15 protein-coding genes are annotated in these 20,613 nt (G+C 41.2%); 3 read left to right on the top strand and 12 right to left on the bottom strand.

The annotated features are described in order from the left end of the window. Positions 1-9 precede the first annotated feature (9 nt). Positions 10-1,818: an excinuclease ABC subunit UvrC gene (gene uvrC / locus J4E76_RS10525; protein WP_208503938.1), complete on the top strand. Its 1,809-nt coding sequence runs from the start codon at positions 10-12 to the stop codon at positions 1,816-1,818. Positions 1,819-1,847: 29 nt separating this feature from the next. Here the strand turns inward: uvrC and J4E76_RS10520 are convergent, their stop codons facing one another. The 8 genes from J4E76_RS10520 to J4E76_RS10485 all read right to left on the bottom strand — a co-directional run bounded on the left by J4E76_RS10520 (position 1,848) and on the right by J4E76_RS10485 (position 11,270). Beyond that, positions 1,848-2,888 carry a hypothetical protein gene (locus tag J4E76_RS10520; RefSeq protein WP_208503936.1) on the bottom strand — a complete coding sequence of 347 codons (1,041 nt, stop codon included), beginning with the start codon at positions 2,886-2,888 and terminating at the stop codon, positions 1,848-1,850. Positions 2,889-2,895: 7 nt separating this feature from the next. Continuing rightward, a complete protein-coding gene (locus tag J4E76_RS10515) occupies positions 2,896-4,701 on the bottom strand; it encodes a GldM family protein (protein WP_208503934.1) in 1,806 nt (601 codons plus the stop codon). An 11-nt stretch (positions 4,702-4,712) separates the two neighbouring features. Further along, positions 4,713-5,519 (bottom strand): gliding motility protein GldL, encoded by an 807-nt coding sequence (gldL, locus tag J4E76_RS10510; RefSeq protein ID WP_208503932.1) that lies wholly within the window; start codon positions 5,517-5,519, stop codon positions 4,713-4,715. A 46-nt stretch (positions 5,520-5,565) separates the two neighbouring features. After that, on the bottom strand, positions 5,566-6,786 hold the full coding sequence (locus tag J4E76_RS10505) for an SUMF1/EgtB/PvdO family nonheme iron enzyme (protein WP_208503930.1): 1,221 nt from the start codon (positions 6,784-6,786) through the stop codon (positions 5,566-5,568). Between the two features lie 147 nt (positions 6,787-6,933). Then, a complete protein-coding gene (locus tag J4E76_RS10500) occupies positions 6,934-7,902 on the bottom strand; it encodes a type IX secretion system membrane protein PorP/SprF (RefSeq protein ID WP_236017400.1) in 969 nt (322 codons plus the stop codon). A gap of 91 nt (positions 7,903-7,993) precedes the next feature. Beyond that, entirely contained in the window at positions 7,994-8,770 is a 777-nt protein-coding gene (locus tag J4E76_RS10495; RefSeq protein ID WP_208503926.1) for a uroporphyrinogen-III synthase, read from the bottom strand. A 33-nt stretch (positions 8,771-8,803) separates the two neighbouring features. After that, the gene (locus J4E76_RS10490) at positions 8,804-9,532 is read right to left on the bottom strand and encodes a DUF4271 domain-containing protein (RefSeq protein WP_208503924.1); all 729 of its coding nucleotides are present in this window, start codon (positions 9,530-9,532) and stop codon (positions 8,804-8,806) included. Continuing rightward, positions 9,510-11,270, bottom strand: coding sequence for a BamA/TamA family outer membrane protein (locus tag J4E76_RS10485; RefSeq protein ID WP_208503922.1), 1,761 nt, complete (start codon positions 11,268-11,270; stop codon positions 9,510-9,512). The genes J4E76_RS10490 and J4E76_RS10485 overlap by 23 nt, the downstream gene beginning before the upstream one ends. Positions 11,271-11,301: 31 nt before the next feature. On the opposite strand from J4E76_RS10485, the gene hemW reads away from it, so the two are divergent. Then, the gene (hemW, locus tag J4E76_RS10480) at positions 11,302-12,435 is read left to right on the top strand and encodes a radical SAM family heme chaperone HemW (RefSeq protein WP_208503919.1); all 1,134 of its coding nucleotides are present in this window, start codon (positions 11,302-11,304) and stop codon (positions 12,433-12,435) included. Here hemW and J4E76_RS10475 read toward each other — a convergent pair. Further along, a complete protein-coding gene (locus J4E76_RS10475) occupies positions 12,419-13,216 on the bottom strand; it encodes a hypothetical protein (protein ID WP_208503918.1) in 798 nt (265 codons plus the stop codon). The genes hemW and J4E76_RS10475 overlap by 17 nt on opposite strands. A gap of 94 nt (positions 13,217-13,310) precedes the next feature. Between J4E76_RS10475 and J4E76_RS10470 the strand changes: the two genes are divergently transcribed. Further along, positions 13,311-13,625 (top strand): DUF721 domain-containing protein, encoded by a 315-nt coding sequence (locus J4E76_RS10470; protein WP_208503916.1) that lies wholly within the window; start codon positions 13,311-13,313, stop codon positions 13,623-13,625. A 122-nt stretch (positions 13,626-13,747) separates the two neighbouring features. Here J4E76_RS10470 and J4E76_RS10465 read toward each other — a convergent pair whose 3' ends face one another. The 3 genes from J4E76_RS10465 to ileS all read right to left on the bottom strand — a co-directional run bounded on the left by J4E76_RS10465 (position 13,748) and on the right by ileS (position 20,610). Further along, the gene (locus tag J4E76_RS10465; protein WP_208503914.1) at positions 13,748-16,597 is read right to left on the bottom strand and encodes a pitrilysin family protein; all 2,850 of its coding nucleotides are present in this window, start codon (positions 16,595-16,597) and stop codon (positions 13,748-13,750) included. A 123-nt stretch (positions 16,598-16,720) separates the two neighbouring features. Then, positions 16,721-17,296: a lipoprotein signal peptidase gene (locus J4E76_RS10460; RefSeq protein ID WP_208503912.1), complete on the bottom strand. Its 576-nt coding sequence runs from the start codon at positions 17,294-17,296 to the stop codon at positions 16,721-16,723. Between the two features lie 8 nt (positions 17,297-17,304). Then, positions 17,305-20,610: an isoleucine--tRNA ligase gene (gene ileS, locus J4E76_RS10455; RefSeq protein ID WP_208503909.1), complete on the bottom strand. Its 3,306-nt coding sequence runs from the start codon at positions 20,608-20,610 to the stop codon at positions 17,305-17,307. Between the last annotated feature and the right edge of the window lie 3 nt (positions 20,611-20,613).

Here is a 20,613-nt window from a genome sequence, read left to right as displayed (position 1 = left end):
TTTCGACCCATGGAGGTCGCCCGGTTTAACCCATCCGAAATATTAAAGCTCCCTGATAGTCCAGGCGTCTACCGCTACTTCAACGAAGAAGGGGTTCTTATCTATGTGGGCAAGGCAAAAAGTCTTAAAAAACGGGTTTCCAGCTACTTTAATAAGAATGCAGGAGTCAATCGCAAGACCAGAAGGCTTGTTAGCGAAATCAAAGAAATTGAGATCACACTAGTTAATTCAGAGTTTGATGCCCTGCTGTTGGAAAACAATCTTATCAAGCAGAATCAACCGAAGTATAACATCTTACTAAAGGATGATAAGACATTCCCTTATATCTGCGTATCGAACGAGCGATTCCCGAGAATTTATAGCACCAGAAAGTTCATTCCTTCTAATGGAACATACTTTGGCCCTTACGCCAATGTAAAGGTGATGAACAATGTGCTCAGACTGATTAATAATCTGTTCACATTAAGGTCCTGTCGCTTCGATCTGTCTGAAGAGAACATAGCGAAAGGCAAGTTCAAAATATGTCTCGAATATCATATTGGCAATTGCAAAGGTCCCTGTGAAGGACTGCAAACGGAAGAGGATTATCTAAGAGACATCGATCAGGCGATCAACATACTCAAAGGAAGTCTAGCTGTTCCTAAGCAGTATTTCAAAGAAAGAATGAGTACTGCCGCTGAAAACCTAGAATTTGAGCAGGCTCAGAAGTTCAAGGAAAAACTGGACATGGTAGATCTCTTCCAGTCGAAATCTATAGTGGTCAGTCCAAAGATTGCTGATCTGGATGTATTCACAATCATTACAGATGAAAAGTGGGCCTTTGTCAACTACCTGCGGATTAAAAACGGAACCATCAACCTATCTCAAACTTCAGAGGTGAAGAAAAGGCTTGATGAGTCTGACGAAGACATTCTCATGCTCATTTTAATTCAGCTGCGTGATCAATATCAGAGCAGCGCGAAAGAAGTCTTGGTGAACAAGCCCATTGACTTTGTATCGGACAATTTCAAAACCATTCAACCTCAAATAGGAGACAAAAAGAAGCTCATTGATCTTTCGCTCAAAAACGCGCTCTTTGCCAAGAAAGAGAAATACGCTTCTCTGGAAAATGTAAAAGACAAGGGAAACAGAGTCTTAAAGCAGCTTCAAAACGATCTCCAATTAAAAGAACTTCCTACCCATATCGAGTGCTTTGACAACTCTAATATTCAAGGCACCAATCCAGTGGCCTCTATGGTCTGTTTCAAAATGGGGAGACCTTCTAAGAAGGATTATAGGCACTATAAGATCAAGACAGTTGTGGGGCCAGACGACTTTGGATCGATGAAGGAAGTCGTTGGAAGAAGGTATAAGCGCCTTTTAGAGGAAAAAGCCCCTCTGCCTAAGCTAATTGTTATTGACGGGGGTAAAGGACAATTAAATGCCGCATGTGACGCCTTAGTAGAACTCGGCCTCTACGGAACTATCCCAATAATAGGTATCGCCAAACGATTGGAAGAGCTCTATTTTCCTGGCGATCAATTCGCCCTTCATATAGACAAAAAATCAGAGTCATTAAGGCTTATTCAAAAACTACGAGACGAAGCTCACAGGTTTGCGATCACCTTCCACCGCGACCTTAGGAGCAAGAACAGCTTCAACTTTGAACTGGAGAATGTCAAGGGTCTCGGGCGAGTCACGGTAAGTAAGCTTCTCAAGGAGTTCAAAACCATGAGCAAGATAGAAGCCGCCTCTGAGGCCGAACTAAACGAGCTAGTAGGAGAAGCCAGAACCCGACTTATCAAGAACTTCTTTCAACAAAAAAAGGAAGCTAAATAGCTTCCTTTTTATTTATCATTAGGCACTTTCTAGTATTCCCAGAGGTTGTGCATTTTCTCTAACAGTTCGAAACGCTTCTTCATGGCCTGCTCAATAATTGAATAGTCATAATCTGCTTTTCCATAAAGCGTCTGGATGTTATCATCTCCAATATTCTGGAACTTAGTGATATAGGTACTGAACAATCGCAAGTCAAAAGCATGTGAGAAGCTCAACTCCTTATTTCGAGGGTTACGATCGTTATACCAATAGGCAGCATCCTTATTACTATCGCCATAGACTTTATCTACATAAGCCTTGAACTCTTGGAATTTAATTCTAACGATCTCTCTCTCAGAACCATCAACAGATGCCTTCGGTGGAGCAATTAGCGTAATGGAAACAATATCCCATTTTGCCAATGACTGATTTCTATCGAAGAGCAAGTCTTCCTCTAACAGTAACACATCAAGATCTCCCTTATTGGTAGGATCCAGAGCCTTAGCTGAAGAGTTTCTAGCAAATTCAGTATCAATGATCGAATCTAATCTTGCATCAGAGTAGCCATTGAATTGGCCCCCATTTCTCAATTTCAACTCTGCTCTATCCGATGGTCTCAGATTTTCATCATAGTTTCCTTGATCAGTGGAGAAATCTTTCAAGTTGTTTCTATAATCCTCTTCCAAAAGAATTGCGTCTTCATCAAAAGACTTAGAACCTGCCTCAAAAGTCACATAAGGTGTAATGCCTACAACCTGATCTAATGCCTCGTTTTGAGCACTGTAGTAAGCTTCAATACCCTCAAGAATAATCTTGGTAACACGAGATTCTTTTGCATTCCAATTTGAATTTTGCTTTTCGTTAAAATTCATTTTCGACCAAAGACGAATGCTAAACATTACATCTTCGTCACGAATTGGACGAATAGAAAATTCATTGTTACGCTTACGAGCACTATTTAGCCCTGCAACCTTGGTAGTGCTTTCGATAGTTTCTAGAAACTTAGCAGGGTCTACGCCAGTCCCTTCTTCTTGTGCCGAGACTAATGTCACAGCAAAAAGCATCAATAAGGTCGCAATTCGTATTCTCATGATCTTCTTAGTTAATATTCATGGTTTTATTACCTGAGAACTGAATTGGAATAAGTTTCTCAGCGTAATTTATCCTTACAATCTCTTCGATTGACACGACTATTCTATCTCCTGAAGCCATTAGGCTTCTAATTGCACTAAGGTCAATGCGATTTGTAGGACCATTAGTCGCAATAGGGATACTTCTCTTTCGGGTCTTACCTCTTGAAAGAATAACTTCCCCTTTGCTTACCAAGAAAGTCGCATCTTCAGGGAATCTTTCTGCAAAGTTCGGATCAGCGGCCAATACAATTTGTAGACTTGTAGGCATTCTATCTAAACCTGCATTTGCATTGTAGGCCTGATTATCTGGCCTTACATCAAAAGTTGGATTAGGCACCCTGCGCGCTTCATATTGTCTTTGACCGATATAGAGTCCTGCACTTGATACATCAATCTTCACTTCTCTTTGTTGAGGGTCAATACTCACTTGGCCCTTTTGAGACCCTTGAGTATATGTTCCACCAGTGACAGTAAAACTAGGCTGATAAGCTGGCCCGAGAGCCGGCACATTAATCGTTAAGGCATTTGCACAATCTAGGTATAGTACGTCAACAGACTGAGACCTTACATCAATTACGGGTCTGGCTACAGAATAAGGGTGGGTGGTGGTTCTAGTAATCTGACTACCAGTACCATCATCAGCAGTAATTTCTACCTCAAAAGATTTTTCAGCAAGTCCATTCGCATCATATTCACTTTCCCCTGCTGAAGCCTTAAAGTTTACAATACCTCTACCATTAACCACGTCAATTTCCTGACCGTTAATCTTCACTGTCGGTTGAAGCGAAGAATTACCAAGTGTCAAGAAGGCTTGCGCATTAAACTCGAGACCAGCTGTGATAATGTTAGACTCTGAAAGTACTGTAGCTTGGGCATAATCAATACCTGCAAAAGCTCCAGTCAAGAAATCTTCAGGATCAATTGCACCATCCGCTGTGGCTGATGGTCTGTTTGGAGTTGTCTGTGGAGTATTGGTAACATTGTCATCAGTAGCTGCAGGCTCTTCAGATTGAGTTGGTGCAACAGAAGCCAAACCTCCAATTTGAGGAACGCCATTAGGATCAACTGAAACAGCCGTTCCAACGAGTGACTTCAACTTGTTAAGTGCCACAGCCTCTTTACTATAAATTTGATTTTTATAAAAAGTTAACTGTGCAAGAACTGAGGCCAAAGGTGCCTTATAGAAGTTAAAGTGTGCATAGTCTTTCTTTTTCTCCTCTTGATTGTTCTCATACATCTTAATGTCATCTGCCTTTAAGGCAATAGACTCCATCCACTCAGTGTTCATACCACCCTTTTCAAGATAGTTGATTAATGCATTCACCTGTTCTGGATATGCATCGAGCTTTTCTTTCAACTCATCTGCGAACCCCTGATTCACCAAATAGTTAGATGGCTCCTCGTATTTCTTCAGTGTCGATCTTTTTCTAAGCTTGGCCGTATCACCTCCTGTGGAAGCTTTGCCGAGTTCATACTTTAGATTATCTAAATAAGCAGCAAGACCATTTGTATAGTCTCTTACGCCTTGAGCAACTGCTGCAACAGCCTGGTCACCCGCCTTGTCACCTTGATTGACAACATCCGATTTAATATCCGATAAAATCGTTTGGTTATAGTCTAAGAAAGATGCGTTTGAAACTTCCAAACCACTTTCCATCAATACGAATTTCTCCAGTACGGAGTCCTTAATCTGTAGGGCAAGAAGAGCTGTTAGCACGAGATACATCATGCCAATCATCTTCTGCCGTGGGGTTTCTTTACCTCCTGCCATTATCCTTCAGCTTAAGAGTTAGTCTGTTTCATTGCAGATAACATCGCTCCATATACCTTATTAAGCGAAGTAACATTCGAATTCAGTTTCGCCATTTGATCCTGGAACTCTTCTGTTTGCTTAGCGGTATTCATAGCTCCTTTGATCATGGTTTCCATGTTCGATAGGTAGCCTTTCATATATTTTGCTACAGATTCAGTATCTGCTAATTCCGTTTTATATGCACCACTCAAAGCCTGAAGTTGAGTAGCAGCATCTTTCAACTGCGCTTGGTAAGCTTCAGTTGCCGCTTTTAATTGTGTTTGATTTGAACCAGAGCCTTTCACAGTATTGGCTACTTCACTAAAGGCAGTAGCTGCCTGCGCACTTGATTGGTCAATTCTAGCTAAAGAAGCTGCTGCAGTTTTTGCATTTTTGGTGTACTCATCCGTGGCCACAGATGCATTAGACATACTAGCCATTTGCTTAGCATTATTAGCCAAGTTGTCCATTCCTGCTTTCAGGTTTTGAAGGCCTTCTTTATTCATGGCTGCTTCTTTAAGCATTTTCTGCAAAGAGATGTCTCCCTTGTCAGATGCCGCTCCATTGCTGTCTTTGGAATGATCGTATAGTAGTTTGGTATAATCAGTACTCTTAGGTTCAAATGCAGAGAAAGCAAAAATTAGTGCTTCCACACTTAGACCTGTAACAAGCATTACCGTTGCACCTGCCCAGCCCTCAAGCTTAAACATAGCACCAACAATTACTACAGAAGCACCAAGACCATAGATCTTGGGCATTACGTTGCCATAAAAGTTGTTAACGAATTTACTAGCCATTTTTTTTCTTAGTTAGGTTGAAGTTCAAATTATTCATTAGGTGAAATTACTGTTGGCCAAGGTAGTCCATGGCACATCTGAAACCGATAGAAGCCGAAGCCACATCACGATATTCAAAAGATCTTGTTCCCGTCTGCAAATAGTAGGATACATCGTTCCATGCACCACCTCTCACCACTTTCTTACCAAAGTGTGGGCTATCGCTATCTGTTTCTGGGTTGTAGGTAAACATTGGGTTCAAATCCCAAACCAATGGATTATAAACCGGTGAGAAATCATCTCTACACCATTCTGCAACATTACCTGACATATTGTAGAGGTTGAATGGGTTCGGCAAGAAGGCATTCACAGGTGCGGTATAGGGATAGCCGTCATCAGCGTAAGCACCTCTACCAGGCTTGAAATTGGCCAAGAAACAGCCATCTTTATTTCTGGTATAAGGATTACCCCAAGGGTACTTAACGATTTCTCTACCGCCTCTAGAGGCATATTCCCACTCCGCTTCAGTAGGTAGTCTAAAGTCAGGATATCTAGTTTCGATTGGGGAAGTATCTACAAAAGTGCTTGCAGCAGCTCCGTTAGCTGTACCAGCTGGTCCAACAGCACCAAGGACAGGTCCTGCATCAGCGGCTGCAGCAGCAGCTTCTCTTTCCTTTTTCTTCCCTCCGAAAGAAAATAGACCTCCGCCTCCTTCATACTTTATTTGTTGACCATTATTTAGATTAATGGTTCTCCACTCTGCGAACTTCTCGGCAGCTTCCCAGCTTACACCAACCACAGGGTAGTTATCAAAGGCAGTATGCTTCCAATAGTATTGTGTCATACGATCGGCATAGTGATAGGTAAACTCTTCTTCCCACACCTTAGGATTGGGCATCACCGATGCAATCAAAGTGGCATCCCAGTATCTATCTCCATTTTGCGCTAGCTCAGAAACGTGATATAGGAATTGACGATATTCGTTATTTGTGATTTCTTCAGCGTCCATGAAGAATGGACTCACTGTGATTTGTCTATTCGAATTTATTTGAGAGGCAGCTACATCTTCATCAGCTTGGCCCATAAAGAATGTTCCAGCGGGGATGGCAACCATACCATAAGGGAGTTCTTGATACCAACCTTCTCTATCGAGAACACCAAGTAGCTGACCTTCCTCAAGTAGCTTTCCTTCTTTCCCTCCTCCTGCTAAGAAGCCATCGAACATACTACAGCCCGCGGTAGCGCCAAGCAATAGTACAATCATAAGACCCAGTACAGACTTTCTCATCATAGTCAGTTTTTATAGTTTTCCTGGCCATTTACCTCCTCAAATGTTGCCAGTAGTACGCTTAAAGCGCGAAAATTAATATTTTATTGTTAGTAATTCGCTGAGACTTGAAAAAATTCAATTTTTCACTCTCAAGCAAACTTTTGTTTAGTAACGGTATCTTGGAGTTCTTATGATGTTTCGTCCAAGATTTCTTACTCTCGTTTTTGACTTAAAGGTGTAAATGAGCATGATTTCCTGAGAAGTCGGCTCCTTACTTTGCCTATCTGTCAAAACAATGTCAACTGCATATGCCAACGACAAACTCCGATCTTTTAGTACTTTATATCCAATCATAGCCGAAGCTGATTCTGATTGTCTATAGGATACTCCACCCCATAATTGGTCTCTAAAACGACCAATAACACTCAAATCCCAGTTATAAGAATCGAATCCTACAGACCTAAGTAATAAAGTTGGAGTGATTGTGAGTTCGGGAGTTAACGCGTAGTCATACCCTGCTGTCAAATAGTAGTGTCGAAGTAATTGATTGGCTATTTGATCCTGACCGAAGTCGAATTCGGGTTGAATTAAGTGATTTGTGCTGAAACCACCAAAAAAATTTCCATTTCTATATAGAATTCCTACCCCAAGATCTGGTCTCAATTGAGACTCTTTACCGGATAAATTACCCACACCGTCTCTTGGATCGACAACCACAATCTCGTCAAAATCAATACTGCTCGAGAACATTCCAGCTTTTAAACCAATACTCAATGAGGCTCCATTGGGTAGGTCTAAAAAATAGGATCCCGAAACCTGAAATTCCAGGTTAGAAGATGGACCCAGATTATCATTCACAACATGGAAGCCTAAACCCCCATTCCAGAACTTAGAGCTAGTGTTATAGCTAATCATTTGAGTGCTCGGAGCACCTCCACTGTTTATGGTTCCGTCATAACCAAACCATTGTGATCTATGGATAGCCGTAAGGGTGTTGCCATTAGAGAGTCCGGCAAATGCAGGATTGTAATATAATTGATTGAACATATAATGAGTAAACTGCGCATCTTGTTGCGCTCGCAAACTCAAATGACAACACAAGCATAGAAGGGTTAGCAGAAAAGCTCTTGTCATAATGTGGTAACGCGAAATATATCCCATTTATTTAAACCGCGCGAATATATTACAACAAAACTAGCAAGTGCCCTTATAGGTTTCGCTAATCTTATAGTTTGTTCGCCTTCTTAATATATAACTCCAATGCTCCGGTCATTGATGGAGCGTTAGGCTGTGGTGCCTCGATATCTAAAACAAGATTTGCCTCTTTAGCAGCCTTGGCTGTTGTAGGGCCAAAAACTGCTATTCGTGTATCGTTCTGCTTGAAGTCAGGAAAATTCACGAAAAGTGAGTTAATTCCACTAGGACTGTAGAATGCAATAATGTCGTAGTATACATTATCAAGGTCAGACAAATCACTAGCAACTGTTTCGTAAATAGTAGCTTCTGAGAATTGATATCCGCTTTCTTGCAAGAACCTTGGAATATCATCCTTGCGAATGTTTGAGCACGGAAACAGATATTTCTCGTTCTTATGCTTCTTCAGAATTTCAATTAAATCTTCAGCCGTCCTAGAACCTGTGAAGATTTTTCTTTTTCTGACGACAATATATTTCTGAAGATAGTTAGCCGTCTGTTCTGAAATACAGAAGTATTTCATGTCAGCTGGAATATCTACTTTCAAATCGTTACAAATGGCAAAGAAGTGATCAACAGCATTTCGGCTTGTAAAAATGATAGCCGTATGCTTAAGAATATCAACTTTCTGCTTTCTAAACTCTTTTGCTGCGATAGGATCTACCTGAATGAAAGGTCTAAAGTCAACCTTTATTCCGTACTTATCGGCTAGTTTATAATATGGTGATTTCGGATCAGACGGTTTTGGCTGAGATACGAGTAAACTCTTAACTTCTTTCAGCCTCTCCTCAATGATGCTATTAGACATATACTTCCCTACTTTTTACCCGAATGTGGCTTGTTATGACAGTAATTTAATCCCTACAATAGCAGGGATGATTTCCGTGCTGCAAAGGTAAGAAAATATATATAACTTACTATATAGCTTGAGTTGTTCTAGCTTCATGTAAATGTTTAACAACCTGTAAAGCAAATAGATGAGTGTAACCCCAACGATGGCCTTAATTAGTAAATCAGGGATGACAAAATTGCTATAAACTACAATAGCACAAAGCGAAGTCATAGCCAACACAAAACAATTGTTCAGACTTTGCACCTCTTGAAAATGACGACTTGTAGAAGCTGGAAGATTAAAAAGGGTGCCCATCAGGAAGATGAACAAGTATTTAATGAGAAACAACAGTTGAAAAGAGGCTGTCATCCCTAGCCAAATCAATATTCCTGCGCCAAAACTTTCCGGAACCAGCCAACTGAACAAAGCCAGTTGACCCATTTGGCTCAGTCCGAAGACAAGGATTAAAGCAACAAAGCTTAAGGAAGCAGATAGAATTACAGTGAAGTAGAAGCTCTCTGTGCTTAACAGTCTAAGGTTGGAACCAAATTCATCTTTGAGCTTGAAATTTAGAAACTTGGAGAAATCGTATACAGCGGTAAACATCTTTGGGAACACTATTCGCGACACCGCATAAGTAGCCAACAGTAACAAAGAAATTGCAATCGCTATGTTGCGAAACAGAACTGCAGAAATTTCAGTGACACCTTCCATTTTAAAAGCGGGTGGTAAACCCAAAGTGAATTTTTGATTGATTGAAGTTCAAACCTCCTGAACTTTCAGATGTGCTTAAGGCATAGACAAAGTTAAAGATACCATTGTTAGTAGAAAAGTTAATGCCGGCTCCTAAACCTAGGGCAAACTCATTCTTATCACCCACCCGATCAACTATATCACTTCTGATAAAACCAATATCTGTGAAGAGGGACAGATAGGACGACTGATCAAAAAATACTCTAGACTCAACCGTTGAGTAGGCATATGCTGTCGCAAAGAAAAAATTCTCGCTAAAACCTCGAATAGTATTGAGCCCCCCTAGACGATAAGCATCATTTTGAAACAGCTGATCGTTGGAAAGAAATCCACCATTCAATTCTGAGTATAGCACCATGCGTTGACCCAATGGCAAATAATTGCTGAATTGAAGATCATATTGATATTGCAGCGTCTTAAGGTCTACTCCCTGATAAACTTCTGAGGGTAAATCAATATTCTGATCGATAGTCTTATTACCGACAGAAGCAGACAATTTTAAATGCAAACCCCTTCTAGGTAGAAAGGCATTATCCAATCGATCAAGGTTCAGACTAAGTCCATACCTAGTTAAACCAAAGTCAACAATGTCAGGAAGGCTAGTGGCATTTGCAAACTGCGAAGTAGCTAACAGGTCAGTGTTTCTAAAATCTGTAAAAAAGCTAAGGGCGCTGTTCGCACCTAGGTTAAATGAGAAGTCAATTCGAAAATCTCTTCTGGTAAAAGTGGTGTCCTGCTTTAAGAACTCAAAGTCTGTCTCAACGGACAATGGACTTCTGAAAATATTTGGGTGATCGTACTCTATGCTTATTGACTGTGTCTCTTCACTTAGGCGTCTCCAATGGAGTCCAATCTTTTTCCCTGTTGCAAAGGGGTTGTATAACTCCAGATCAAATTGACCTGTGATCAGCAAACCGTTATCTCGGCTCGTGTTGGGTAAAAAGCCGATGATGCCATCGATGGTATTAATAGGTCTTTTTTCGAGGTCTAAAGTCACTTTAGCCTCGCTGTTTTGAAAAGATAGTGCTGGGCTTTTAGAAAGCCTCATATATCGCAGCCGTCTCAGCTTGCTTACAATGCCATCTACTACTACCTGATCATAAGGATCGCCCATGTGTATCCCTAAGTAAGCCGTGGCAAAGCGCGACTTTAACACCTTACTGCCTACTACATGTACGGAATCAAAGCGTATTAAGGGACCAAGGTCTAGATTAAGTGTCGCATTGAGCTGATTTGCATCAATACGGAGAGAATCGTACTTAAGGGATGCGAACGGATAGCCGTTTCTTTCAGCATAACTTAGCATACTCCCTTCTATTTTTCGAATCGCATTGAGGTTAAAGCGCTTCCCTTCAAATCGGCTTTCCTTGAAACCAGATTTGCGAAGTACATCGCGAGCTATGTTTCCAGCACTTAAGGATAACCACTCAAAAGGCGAACCTGGATCTAGAAAGACAGTCATTTGATCGTTAAGAATTACTATGCTATCATATGTTGCGAGCAGGTAACCATCGATGTGAAGTTGATTCACTAAAGACTGAATGGTTTGGATGGCACTTAAGGAGTCGCTGTGATTTTGACTATACTTATACTTTCTAATCAACTGTTGATGCTCAGGGCTGCTCTTAATTGATAGCTCAATCTCTTTCTGAGCAAAAGAGGAATTAAGTATTAAGAAATTTAGGCCGAAAACGACCAATATGGCACCACGAAAGCCTGACATTTATTAGGTTTGATTTTAAAATAACGAAACTTTGGCCGGATTATACATCCACATTCCTTTCTGTAAAAAAGCATGTCACTATTGTGACTTCCACTTCACTCAATCCGTTGGTCAAATAGACGCAATGGTAGATGCAATTGCAGACGAATTGGTCATGCAGAGTGACTTCCTAGGCAGAGATACTGTTTACACTGTCTACTTTGGGGGTGGTACACCTTCACTGCTCGAAGGCCCTCATCTCAAAAAACTGATGCGCATCATTCAGCATGAATATGCGCTGTCAAGCAACCCGGAAATTACGATTGAGGCCAATCCTGATGATCTAGATAAGGAAAAGCTTTCTACTTTTTTTGATCATGGGGTCAATCGGTTGAGCATTGGAGTGCAGTCCTTTAATGATGATCAACTGAAATGGATGAACCGACAGCATTCTAGCTCACAGGCCATGGATACTTTCTACTTGGCACGCCAAATGGGTTTTGAGAATATCAGCTTAGACTTGATTTATGCCTTGCCAAGTGAGAATCATGACAACTGGCTTCGTGATTTGAAAATGATAACGACCCTGAGGCCAGAACATATTTCGTCTTACTGTCTTACCATTGAACCACAAACGGCATTCGGAAATTGGCTGAAAAAGGGCAAAATAAAAGCCATAGATGAAGACTTTGCAGCTGACCAATTTGAAATACTCTTGGAGATTATGTCTAAGTATGGTTACGAGCAATACGAGATATCCAATTTTGCGCAACCCGGTTATGAGTCTCAGCATAATAGTGCTTACTGGAAGGACGAAAAGTACTTGGGTATTGGCCCATCCGCTCATTCATATAATGGCAAGTTCCGCAAAGCGAATGTTGCCAACAATGCCAAATACCTAAAGGGAATAGAGGAAGGTGAAATTCCTTTCGAGGTGATCACTCTTTCTCTGGAAGATCAGGTAAACGAATACATTTTAACCTCATTAAGAACCAAGTGGGGTTGCGATCTTAGTCTATTAAAAGCCAAATATGAGGTTGACCTTTTAGCAGAGCAAGAGCACTACCTGAATAAATTGGCAGGTAAAGGTCTAATTTTCGAAGATGAAGGCTTTTTGGTTTTAACTGATCAGGGAAAACTTCTTGCAGATAAGATAGCTTCTGACCTTTTTATTGAGTCCGATTAGTAGAAGCCTTCAGCTCTATTTCCTCAATCATTTTGTCAAAATCTTCATCAGAATATTGTGGGAAGTACTGATCAAATATCTCTTTCACAAAGTCTATCTGAATACCTCCAGTCACATACCTCTCAAGGAGTCTAGCATCTACTTCCTTCGATCGCTCTGGTCCGAGTTCCTCATTAATCAATCCGATAATATTTGATGAGGCACTCCATACACGTCCTAGCACTCCTGCCCTGTCGCGAGCAAAATTCTTGAACTTATAAAAGTGGAACCTATTCTCAGCGGCCAACACAGCCCCCTGGCCTTTTTTAGGGTCTAGGTCTTTAGGCAGGATGTTGTAATTCATTCCCAGATCAGTCATCAAACTTTCGGTATGCTCAAGCTTCTTAATCTCGTTGTACAGTTCTGATAGCTTTGAATAAAGCTCAAAATCAACTATATCCGTTCCTTTCTGATTTAAGGCATACTCAATAATCATGAAGTTGTATTGAGGTTCTATATATCGCCAATCATAGTAGGCAGTTATCTCTCCTGCCTGAAAAAGTGAGTCCCATTCCTTTACCTTTCCTCTTTGAAAATCTGCAAAACGTTCGAAGGTTGTTCTGAACTCCTCAAGTTCTAATTTGAGGCCCACCAAAACCTTTTCCTTCTCCTTATCAATCTTGTTGCCTTCAGCATAGCTCTGAAACAAAAAAGCTAAGTAAACTCCGATAAATACTATCAGCAGTTCGAGGGTAAGCCACTTGGCCTTGTCCCCTATCTTAAAGAGTTTGCGAATGAACATTGTAAACAACTTTGCAATAAATATTGACTAATTTCAATCCATTGCCAAACCACTTCTACTGAATTGGTACTTTTGGCATCCCAAACGGAAGTAAATGAGACGAAGATCAACCCAAAAAGGAAGAAAGAGCGAACCCGAGACCATTGGGGATGCTATTGGGGAAATGCTCAAAGCTTTTCGGATAGACGGAAAGTTCTATGAAACGGATCTCATCAACTCTTGGGAGCGCGTTATGGGTAAACCGATCGCGTCAAGAACTTCCAAAGTCTACATTCGAGACAAAAAACTGTTCGTCCATATTTCCTCAGCCCCGCTGAAACATGAGCTCAATATGTCTAGAGATAAGATTCTAGTACTACTTACAAAAGAGTTTGGTCAGCCGATTGTCAATGAGGTGATCATAAAATAGCATCATCTTAAAAAAGAAAACGTCATCCTGAACTTGTTTCAGGATCTTTCCAAATTTCGTTTCGAAAAATAAAAGATTCTGAAATGAATTCAGAATGACGTCAGTTTAAGAAAAACCTAGTCTTAATTCTTCTTGATCTCTTGTTTCAAGTCACCTTCTTTTCTGTTTTCAGGTAGTTTAACCACTTTGATCATATTTTCATCTGTCAAATACTTATTGGCCGCGGCCACTATGGCTTCTCTGGTAACAGCATCTGCTCGCTCGTTTCCTTTAAGGATCATCTCAAAGTCATCGCCACTTTTTAGATAGGCGCCCATCATAGCGGACCAATAGTTATTCTGCTTAATAGACTCCTCAAAGTTCTGCTTCCTAGCGGTGACAATTTTCTGTAAATCCTCATCAGTAAACTCTCCATTCTTGATTTTCTCAAGTTCTTTGAGTGCTGCCTGTGTTAATGCTTCTACATTCTCTGGCTTACAAGGAAAGGATATTGAGAAAAGGAAGCTTGGATTTGGGTATTCTGTAGGCCGAGCACTGGCTCCGGCACCATAAACACCGCCCATTTCTTCGCGTAAGGTTTCTATCATTTTGTTACTGAGAATACCCGCAATAGCATTCATTAAGCCATTGTTTTCCATCGAGTAGTCATAGTCGCCACTGATGGTGATGTTTACCTGACTCTTCTCATCAACCCCTACATAAACGTTTTCGCTGATCTGTCCTTTGCGCACCTGAAGCCCCACATCTTTGTAAGACTCTTTTTTGTCTGAAGCTGGCAGGGTAGCAACGTATTGCTCTAACAGAGGCTTGAAGGTGTCCATATCTATATTTCCAACAAACACAAACTGAAAGTCGGCTGCATTGGAAAAACGTTCCTTGTAGATTTCGATGGCGCGATCCAAATTGATCTCATCGAATTTCTCAGGCGTGGGGAATCCAACCCAAGGATTGTCCTCTCCATACATAATCTCCTGCATTTGAATTCGGTATTGAAAATCCGGACTGGAAGTAATATTCGAGTACACGTTTTTAGTCCTAGTCAACCAGCTGTTATATGCCTTTTCATCCTTTCTGACAGAAGTAAACTTAAGGTGTAGCAACTGCATAAAAGTTTCAAGATCCTTGACACTCGAAAATCCAGAAACACTTTCTTCGTATAGGCCGATACCTGCATTGACCGAAGCTGTCTTTCCTGTCATGAACTTGCCGAGATCAACTGAAGAAAACTCTCCAATTCCCATTTGGCTAATGATTTGTCCAGCATTTTGAACAGACATTAATTCATCAGGACCATAAAGTGAGGCTCCACCAAAGCTGAACCCTGTCATCCTGACTTCATCATTCTTGAAGTCTGTAGGTTTGAGATATACATTAACACCATTAGAAAGTGTCAATTGAGTAATACCGGTTTTATCATTGGTTGATTCACCTGTAACTTTACCCGGAGCCGGCAATGAAGTGATAAGGCTACTCGCCAGTTTCTCTTCTTCATATGGCTTTATCGAATTGTCATTTCTAGCATTATCCAAAATGCTAATCATCTCTGCTTCTGTTGGAATCTTATCGGCATCGGCAGCTTTAGCATTAATCTCAATTGTACGATTGTCGTCACGAATCCAGCCATCCGCTAGACTATTTACCTCTTCAAGTTTTAGCGTAGGCATCACTTGCTCAAAATATTCTAGTCGTTGTTGCGCGCTCAGCAATGAGCCCCCATTCAAGAAATGGCTAACGTATTGGTTGATAATTCTCCAAGACTCTGTCTTGTCAGCCTCTTTCACGCTTCGCTCGTAGCTATTCTTGTAGGAAGCTAAAGCTCTTTCAAATTCACCTGCTGTAAAACCATACCTTCTTACCCTTTCATTGGCAGAAACAGCGGCCTGAAAACCTTCCTTAAACTTGTCCTCTTTAACACTAACATACATCCTGTAGGCAGATTTGTCTCTTCCCAGTGTCCCTCCGTAGTTGCTAAAACTAAACTGGAACGGAGGATTTTCAGTCTGTACTAATTCATTCATCCTTTGGTTGATCATTCTGGAATAAAGACCTCTAAGCACACCCTTTCTAAATGACTCAAGCGTATTTTCAGTTTTTGTAGATCCTGGTGTAATAAAGTCTACAGAAATAGTATTTCCTGTCGCTTCTTCATCACTGGCTACCGCTATTCTTGTTCCCTCAAAATCTGGACGAGAGTAATAAACTCTTTCTTTAGGATCTTTAGGCCCTTCTATCTGACCGAAGAATTTCTTAATGTCCTTCTCCATCTGTTGGGCATCAAAATCCCCAACAGCTATTAGACTCATTAGACTTGGTCTATACCAGTCACGGTAAAACCGTTTGGCTGCATCATATTCGAAGTTCTCCAGTACTTCTGGCTTACCAATTGGCAAGCGTTCAGCATATCTAGATCCCGCCAGGGTGACGGGCCAAATTTGCTGTCTCATTCTTTCGAAGGCGCCTAGTCTAAGCCTCCACTCTTCCATAACAACACCACGTTCTTTGTCAATCTCCTCATCATCAAAAGTGGCCTGATGTGCCCAGTCACTAAGTACGGTGAGTGCCTTTCCAATATTTTCAGGATCGTCTGTTGGAATTGGAAGTATATAAACCGTTTCATCAAAACTGGTGTAAGCATTCAAATCTCCACCGAATTCGAGCCCCATTTTCTGAAGAAAATCTACCAGATCATTCTTTTCGAAATTCTTGGTTCCATTAAACAGCATGTGCTCCGCAAAGTGAGCCAGACCCTGCTGGTCTTCGTCTTCAAGAATTGAACCGGCTTTGATGGCTAGCCTGAATTCTACTCTATTTTCAGGTTGCTTATTTTCTCTTAGGTAGTAAGTAAACCCATTATCAAGGGTTCCGATCTTTACAGAAGGGTCGGTTGGCAGCTCCTGAAAACCACTCACAGTGAGTGGTGACAGCACAAAGAACAGTGCGATCAGGCCGAGCAAGTATTTTGAGTTTTTCATTGGATTGGAGTTTTATTCTAAACTATTGAATTAGTTAATATATGAGTTAAACGATAAAACGAGAAATATTTTCACTTTATTTAACGAAATATTAATACTTAAGAAAGTAGAGAGGAAATGAGACTACTTTTTGAGAAACCTCTTCTGGAAGATGAGAATAACAAATACCCCGATAAAGATGGCGGCATCGGCTATATTGAAGATTGGCCAAAGGGCTACTTTCTTTCCGCCCCAAATGGGTATCCAGTCCGCTGCGTAACCTTCCCAAACATCGAGATAGAGCATGTCGATAACTTGCCCATGAAACCATGGTGTAATCACGTCATAGGGAGCATTGTCTAATAACACACCGTAGAAGATACTGTCAATTACGTTGCCGATCGCACCTCCCAAAATGGCAGCAATACTCCAAAGCAACCCTGGGTGATACTTTTTCTTGGCCATTCGATATAGCACAATACCGATGACAACCATGGCTAACATCCGGAAAACGGTAAGGCCTAACTTGCCATAGTCAGAACCGAAGCGCAACCCGAAGGCCATGCCTCGATTAAGGATGTAATGGAGTTTAAACCAGTCACCGAACACGCTGATTTCGCCTGCTGGGCCCATGGCCATATTGAAATGCACCAACATTTTTACCACCTGATCGATGATAATTACTCCCAGGGTTAAGAAGAAGTATTTAAGGTGCTTCAAGCTTTAATTTATCTCACTGAAATGCTAAGATCAATTTTCCAGTCATCAATTTCAACGGTCTGAGCATTGTCTAGTGTATCTACTAAATCTAAGCTCAAGGCTTGCGTCTCTTCGCAAATGTAGTTTTTGTTGGTACTCAAAGCTTGATTGACAATATCCTCATTATTCAAAACGCGCACGTCTATCTTGTCTTGTACATCAAGCCCTTGATCTTTTCTTAAGTTCTGGATTCGATTCACCAAATCTCTAGCGATACCTTCCTGACGCAAGTCTTCTGAAATGGTAATATCAAGTGCCACAGTAGTTTTACCTTCTGTCGCCACCGACCAACCGGGAATATCTTCACTGCTGATTTCTACATCATCAATTGAAAGTTGGATGGTCTCACCTTCTAAGGCCAAATCATATTGACCTTGTCTTTCAATAGTAGCAATATCATCTTGGCCCCACTGGTTAATAGCGCCAGAAATCAATTTCATTTTAGGACCAAACTTCTGCCCCAAAGCTCTGAAATTAGGCTTTACCTTCTTTACCAAAACACCAGATGTATCGTCTAGAAACTCCACGGTCTTTACATTGACCTCTGTCATGATTAGATCGGCAACTGCCTCCACATGATGCTTTGTTACTTCGTCCAAAACCGGAATCATGATCTTAGAAAGCGGTTGTCTTACCTTAATTCTTTCCTTTTTACGAATAGAATGTGTCAATGAAGAAACTGTTTGCGCTAGCGCCATTTGAGCTTCTAAATCATTGTTAATACACGCCTCATCTGCTACAGGAAAGTCTGTCAAGTGTACAGACTTACTCTGATCAAGTCCGCTCACGGCATTCAAGTCATTGTACAGGTTCTCCATGTAGAATGGAGCTATTGGCGCACCAATCTTAGCCACTGTCATTAGGCAAGTGTACAAAGTCTGGTAAGCAGCTCGTTTGTCATCGTTATACTCACCCTTCCAGAACCGTTTCCTATTCAAGCGTACATACCAGTTACTCAACTCGTCAGCCACAAAGTCCATAACGGCTCGAGCAGCACGTGTTGGTTCATATTCGTCATAGGCCGTGTCAACCGTTTTGATCAAGGTATTCAGTCTAGAGAGAATCCAACGATCACTTTCAGGCCTTTCAGTCAAAGAAATAGCAGCTTCTTCAAACTTGAAGCCATCTAAGTTCGCGTACAGCGCAAAAAAGTTATAAGTATTATGAAGTGTGCCGAAGAACCTTCTTTGTACTTCGCCTACACCTTCGATATTGAATTTTAAATTATCCCAAGGGTTAGCATTAGAGATCATATACCAACGTGTGGCATCTGGTCCGTACTCTCCGATTGTTTTGAAAGGGTCAACTGCATTGCCCAATCGCTTAGACATTTTGTTGCCATTCTTGTCGAGCACCAAACCATTAGCGATCACGTTTTTAAAGGCTACTTTGTCATGAAGTAATACCCCTAAAGTATGTAGTGTAAAGAACCAACCTCTTGTTTGATCGACACCCTCTGCAATAAAGTCAGCAGGGAAACTCTTTTTAAAGATGTCTTCGTTTTCAAATGGGTAATGCCACTGAGCATAAGGCATGGCTCCTGAATCGAACCAGACATCAATAAGATCAAGCTCACGCAACATTTTCTGGCCAGAATCACTCACCAGGATAATATCATCTACATAAGGTCTGTGCAAATCGAAATCGTCCGAAATCTGCTCATCCATAAAACCAGCATCTACTGATTTTTGAACCTCAGCCTTCAACTCGGCAATTGAACCGATACATTTTTGTTCTTTCTTATCTTCAGAAACCCAGATAGGTAATGGCGTTCCCCAGTACCTCGATCTACTCAAGTTCCAGTCTACAAGGTTTTCTAACCAGTTACCAAAGCGACCTTCTCCTGTAGAGGCAGGCTTCCAGTTGATGGTCTTATTCAGTTCGACTAACCTGTCTTTATAAGCTGTGGTTTTGATAAACCATGAATCCAATGGATAATAAAGAATCGGTTTATCTGTTCTCCAACAATGTGGATAGGAGTGCTCGTACTTCTCTACCTTAAAGGCTCTGTTCTCTTCTTTTAACTTAATTGAAATAAGAACGTCCAATGATTTTTCTGGAACTTCACCGTCTTTGTAGTACTGGTTTTTCACGTACATGCCGGCAAAGTCTGTGATCTCTTTCACGTACCTTCCTTGCTTGTCAACGATCGGCACTTCCTTACCTTCATCGTCTTTCACAAAAACGCCAGGCAAGTCATATTGAACCGATGTTTTAAAGTCATCCGCACCAAAAGTCTTAGAAATGTGAACGATACCTGTACCGTCTTCAGTGGTCACAAAATCGCCAATGACAACCGTGAAAGCTGGTTTTTCCAATGGAATATATGGCATCAGTTGCTCATAATCCATCCCCTCCATATCCCTTCCTTTGAAGGAATCAATCACTTTGAAAGGGATTAGCTTATCACCAGGCTTATAATCGTCTAGTGCAATGTCTTTTGCCTTGTCGTTAAAGTAAGCGCTCATACGATCCTTTGCCAAAATCACATTGATTGGTTCAAATGTGTATTGGTTAAAGGTGCTCACCTTTACATACTCAATTCCCGCTCCAACAGCAAGGCCATTGTTTGCTGGCAAAGTCCATGGGGTAGTGGTCCATGCGAGGATAAAATCATTTTCAGTCCCAGTCACCTTAAATTGAGCCACCATGGAGGTGTCCTTAATGTCTTGGTAGGTTCCTGGTTGGTTAAGCTCATGAGAACTAAGACCTGTACCAGCAGCCGGAGAGTAAGGCTGGATGGTATATCCTTTGTAAATCAAGTCCTTGTCATAAAGCTGCTTTAGCAAGCTCCAAACCGTCTCAATGTATTCTTTTTCAAAAGTGATGTATGGGTTGTCAAGATCTACCCAATAGCCCATTTTTTCAGTCAGGTCATCCCAGATGTCTTTGAAACGCATCACCGTTTCACGACACTTCTGATTGTATTCATCAACAGAGACTTTCTTGCCGATGTCTTCTTTTTTGATGCCCAGTTCCTTTTCTACCTGCAGTTCGACAGGAAGTCCGTGAGTATCCCACCCTCCTTTTCGCTTTACCTGAAAGCCTTTTTGAGTTTTGTATCGACAGAAAATATCCTTGACCGTTCGTGCCATAACGTGGTGGATACCAGGTGTTCCATTGGCAGACGGAGGTCCTTCAAAGAAGGTAAAAGTCGGTTTTCCTTCTTTTTCAGAAACCGACTTTTCAAAAATCTCATTGTCTTTCCAGAATTGAAGTATGTCTTCACCAACCTTCGCAAATTCCGGCTTCTTGTACTCTTTATACTTACTCACTTT

It is taken from the genome of Roseivirga sp. E12, assembly GCF_017592825.1.
Classification (GTDB): Bacteria; Bacteroidota; Bacteroidia; order Cytophagales; family Cyclobacteriaceae; genus Roseivirga.
The sequence above is the reverse complement of the archived record's forward strand: the minus strand, read 5'-3'. Positions and strand labels throughout refer to the sequence as shown.

Bases quoted from the DNA above. Each gene is read 5' to 3' on its own strand.
- J4E76_RS10515 (WP_208503934.1), bottom strand. From the start codon at position 4,701: ATGGCAGGAGGTAAAGAAACCCCACGGCAGAAGATGATTGGCATGATG.
- gldL (WP_208503932.1), bottom strand. From the start codon at position 5,519: ATGGCTAGTAAATTCGTTAACAACTTTTATGGCAACGTAATGCCCAAG.
- J4E76_RS10465 (WP_208503914.1), bottom strand. From the start codon at position 16,597: ATGAAAAACTCAAAATACTTGCTCGGCCTGATCGCACTGTTCTTTGTG.
- J4E76_RS10495 (WP_208503926.1), bottom strand. From the start codon at position 8,770: ATGTCTAATAGCATCATTGAGGAGAGGCTGAAAGAAGTTAAGAGTTTA.
- J4E76_RS10505 (WP_208503930.1), bottom strand. From the start codon at position 6,786: ATGAGAAAGTCTGTACTGGGTCTTATGATTGTACTATTGCTTGGCGCT.
- J4E76_RS10475 (WP_208503918.1), bottom strand. From the start codon at position 13,216: ATGTTCATTCGCAAACTCTTTAAGATAGGGGACAAGGCCAAGTGGCTT.
- J4E76_RS10470 (WP_208503916.1), top strand. From the start codon at position 13,311: ATGAGACGAAGATCAACCCAAAAAGGAAGAAAGAGCGAACCCGAGACC.
- J4E76_RS10500 (WP_236017400.1), bottom strand. From the start codon at position 7,902: ATGACAAGAGCTTTTCTGCTAACCCTTCTATGCTTGTGTTGTCATTTG.
- uvrC (WP_208503938.1), top strand. From the start codon at position 10: ATGGAGGTCGCCCGGTTTAACCCATCCGAAATATTAAAGCTCCCTGAT.
- J4E76_RS10485 (WP_208503922.1), bottom strand. From the start codon at position 11,270: ATGTCAGGCTTTCGTGGTGCCATATTGGTCGTTTTCGGCCTAAATTTC.
- J4E76_RS10520 (WP_208503936.1), bottom strand. From the start codon at position 2,888: ATGAGAATACGAATTGCGACCTTATTGATGCTTTTTGCTGTGACATTA.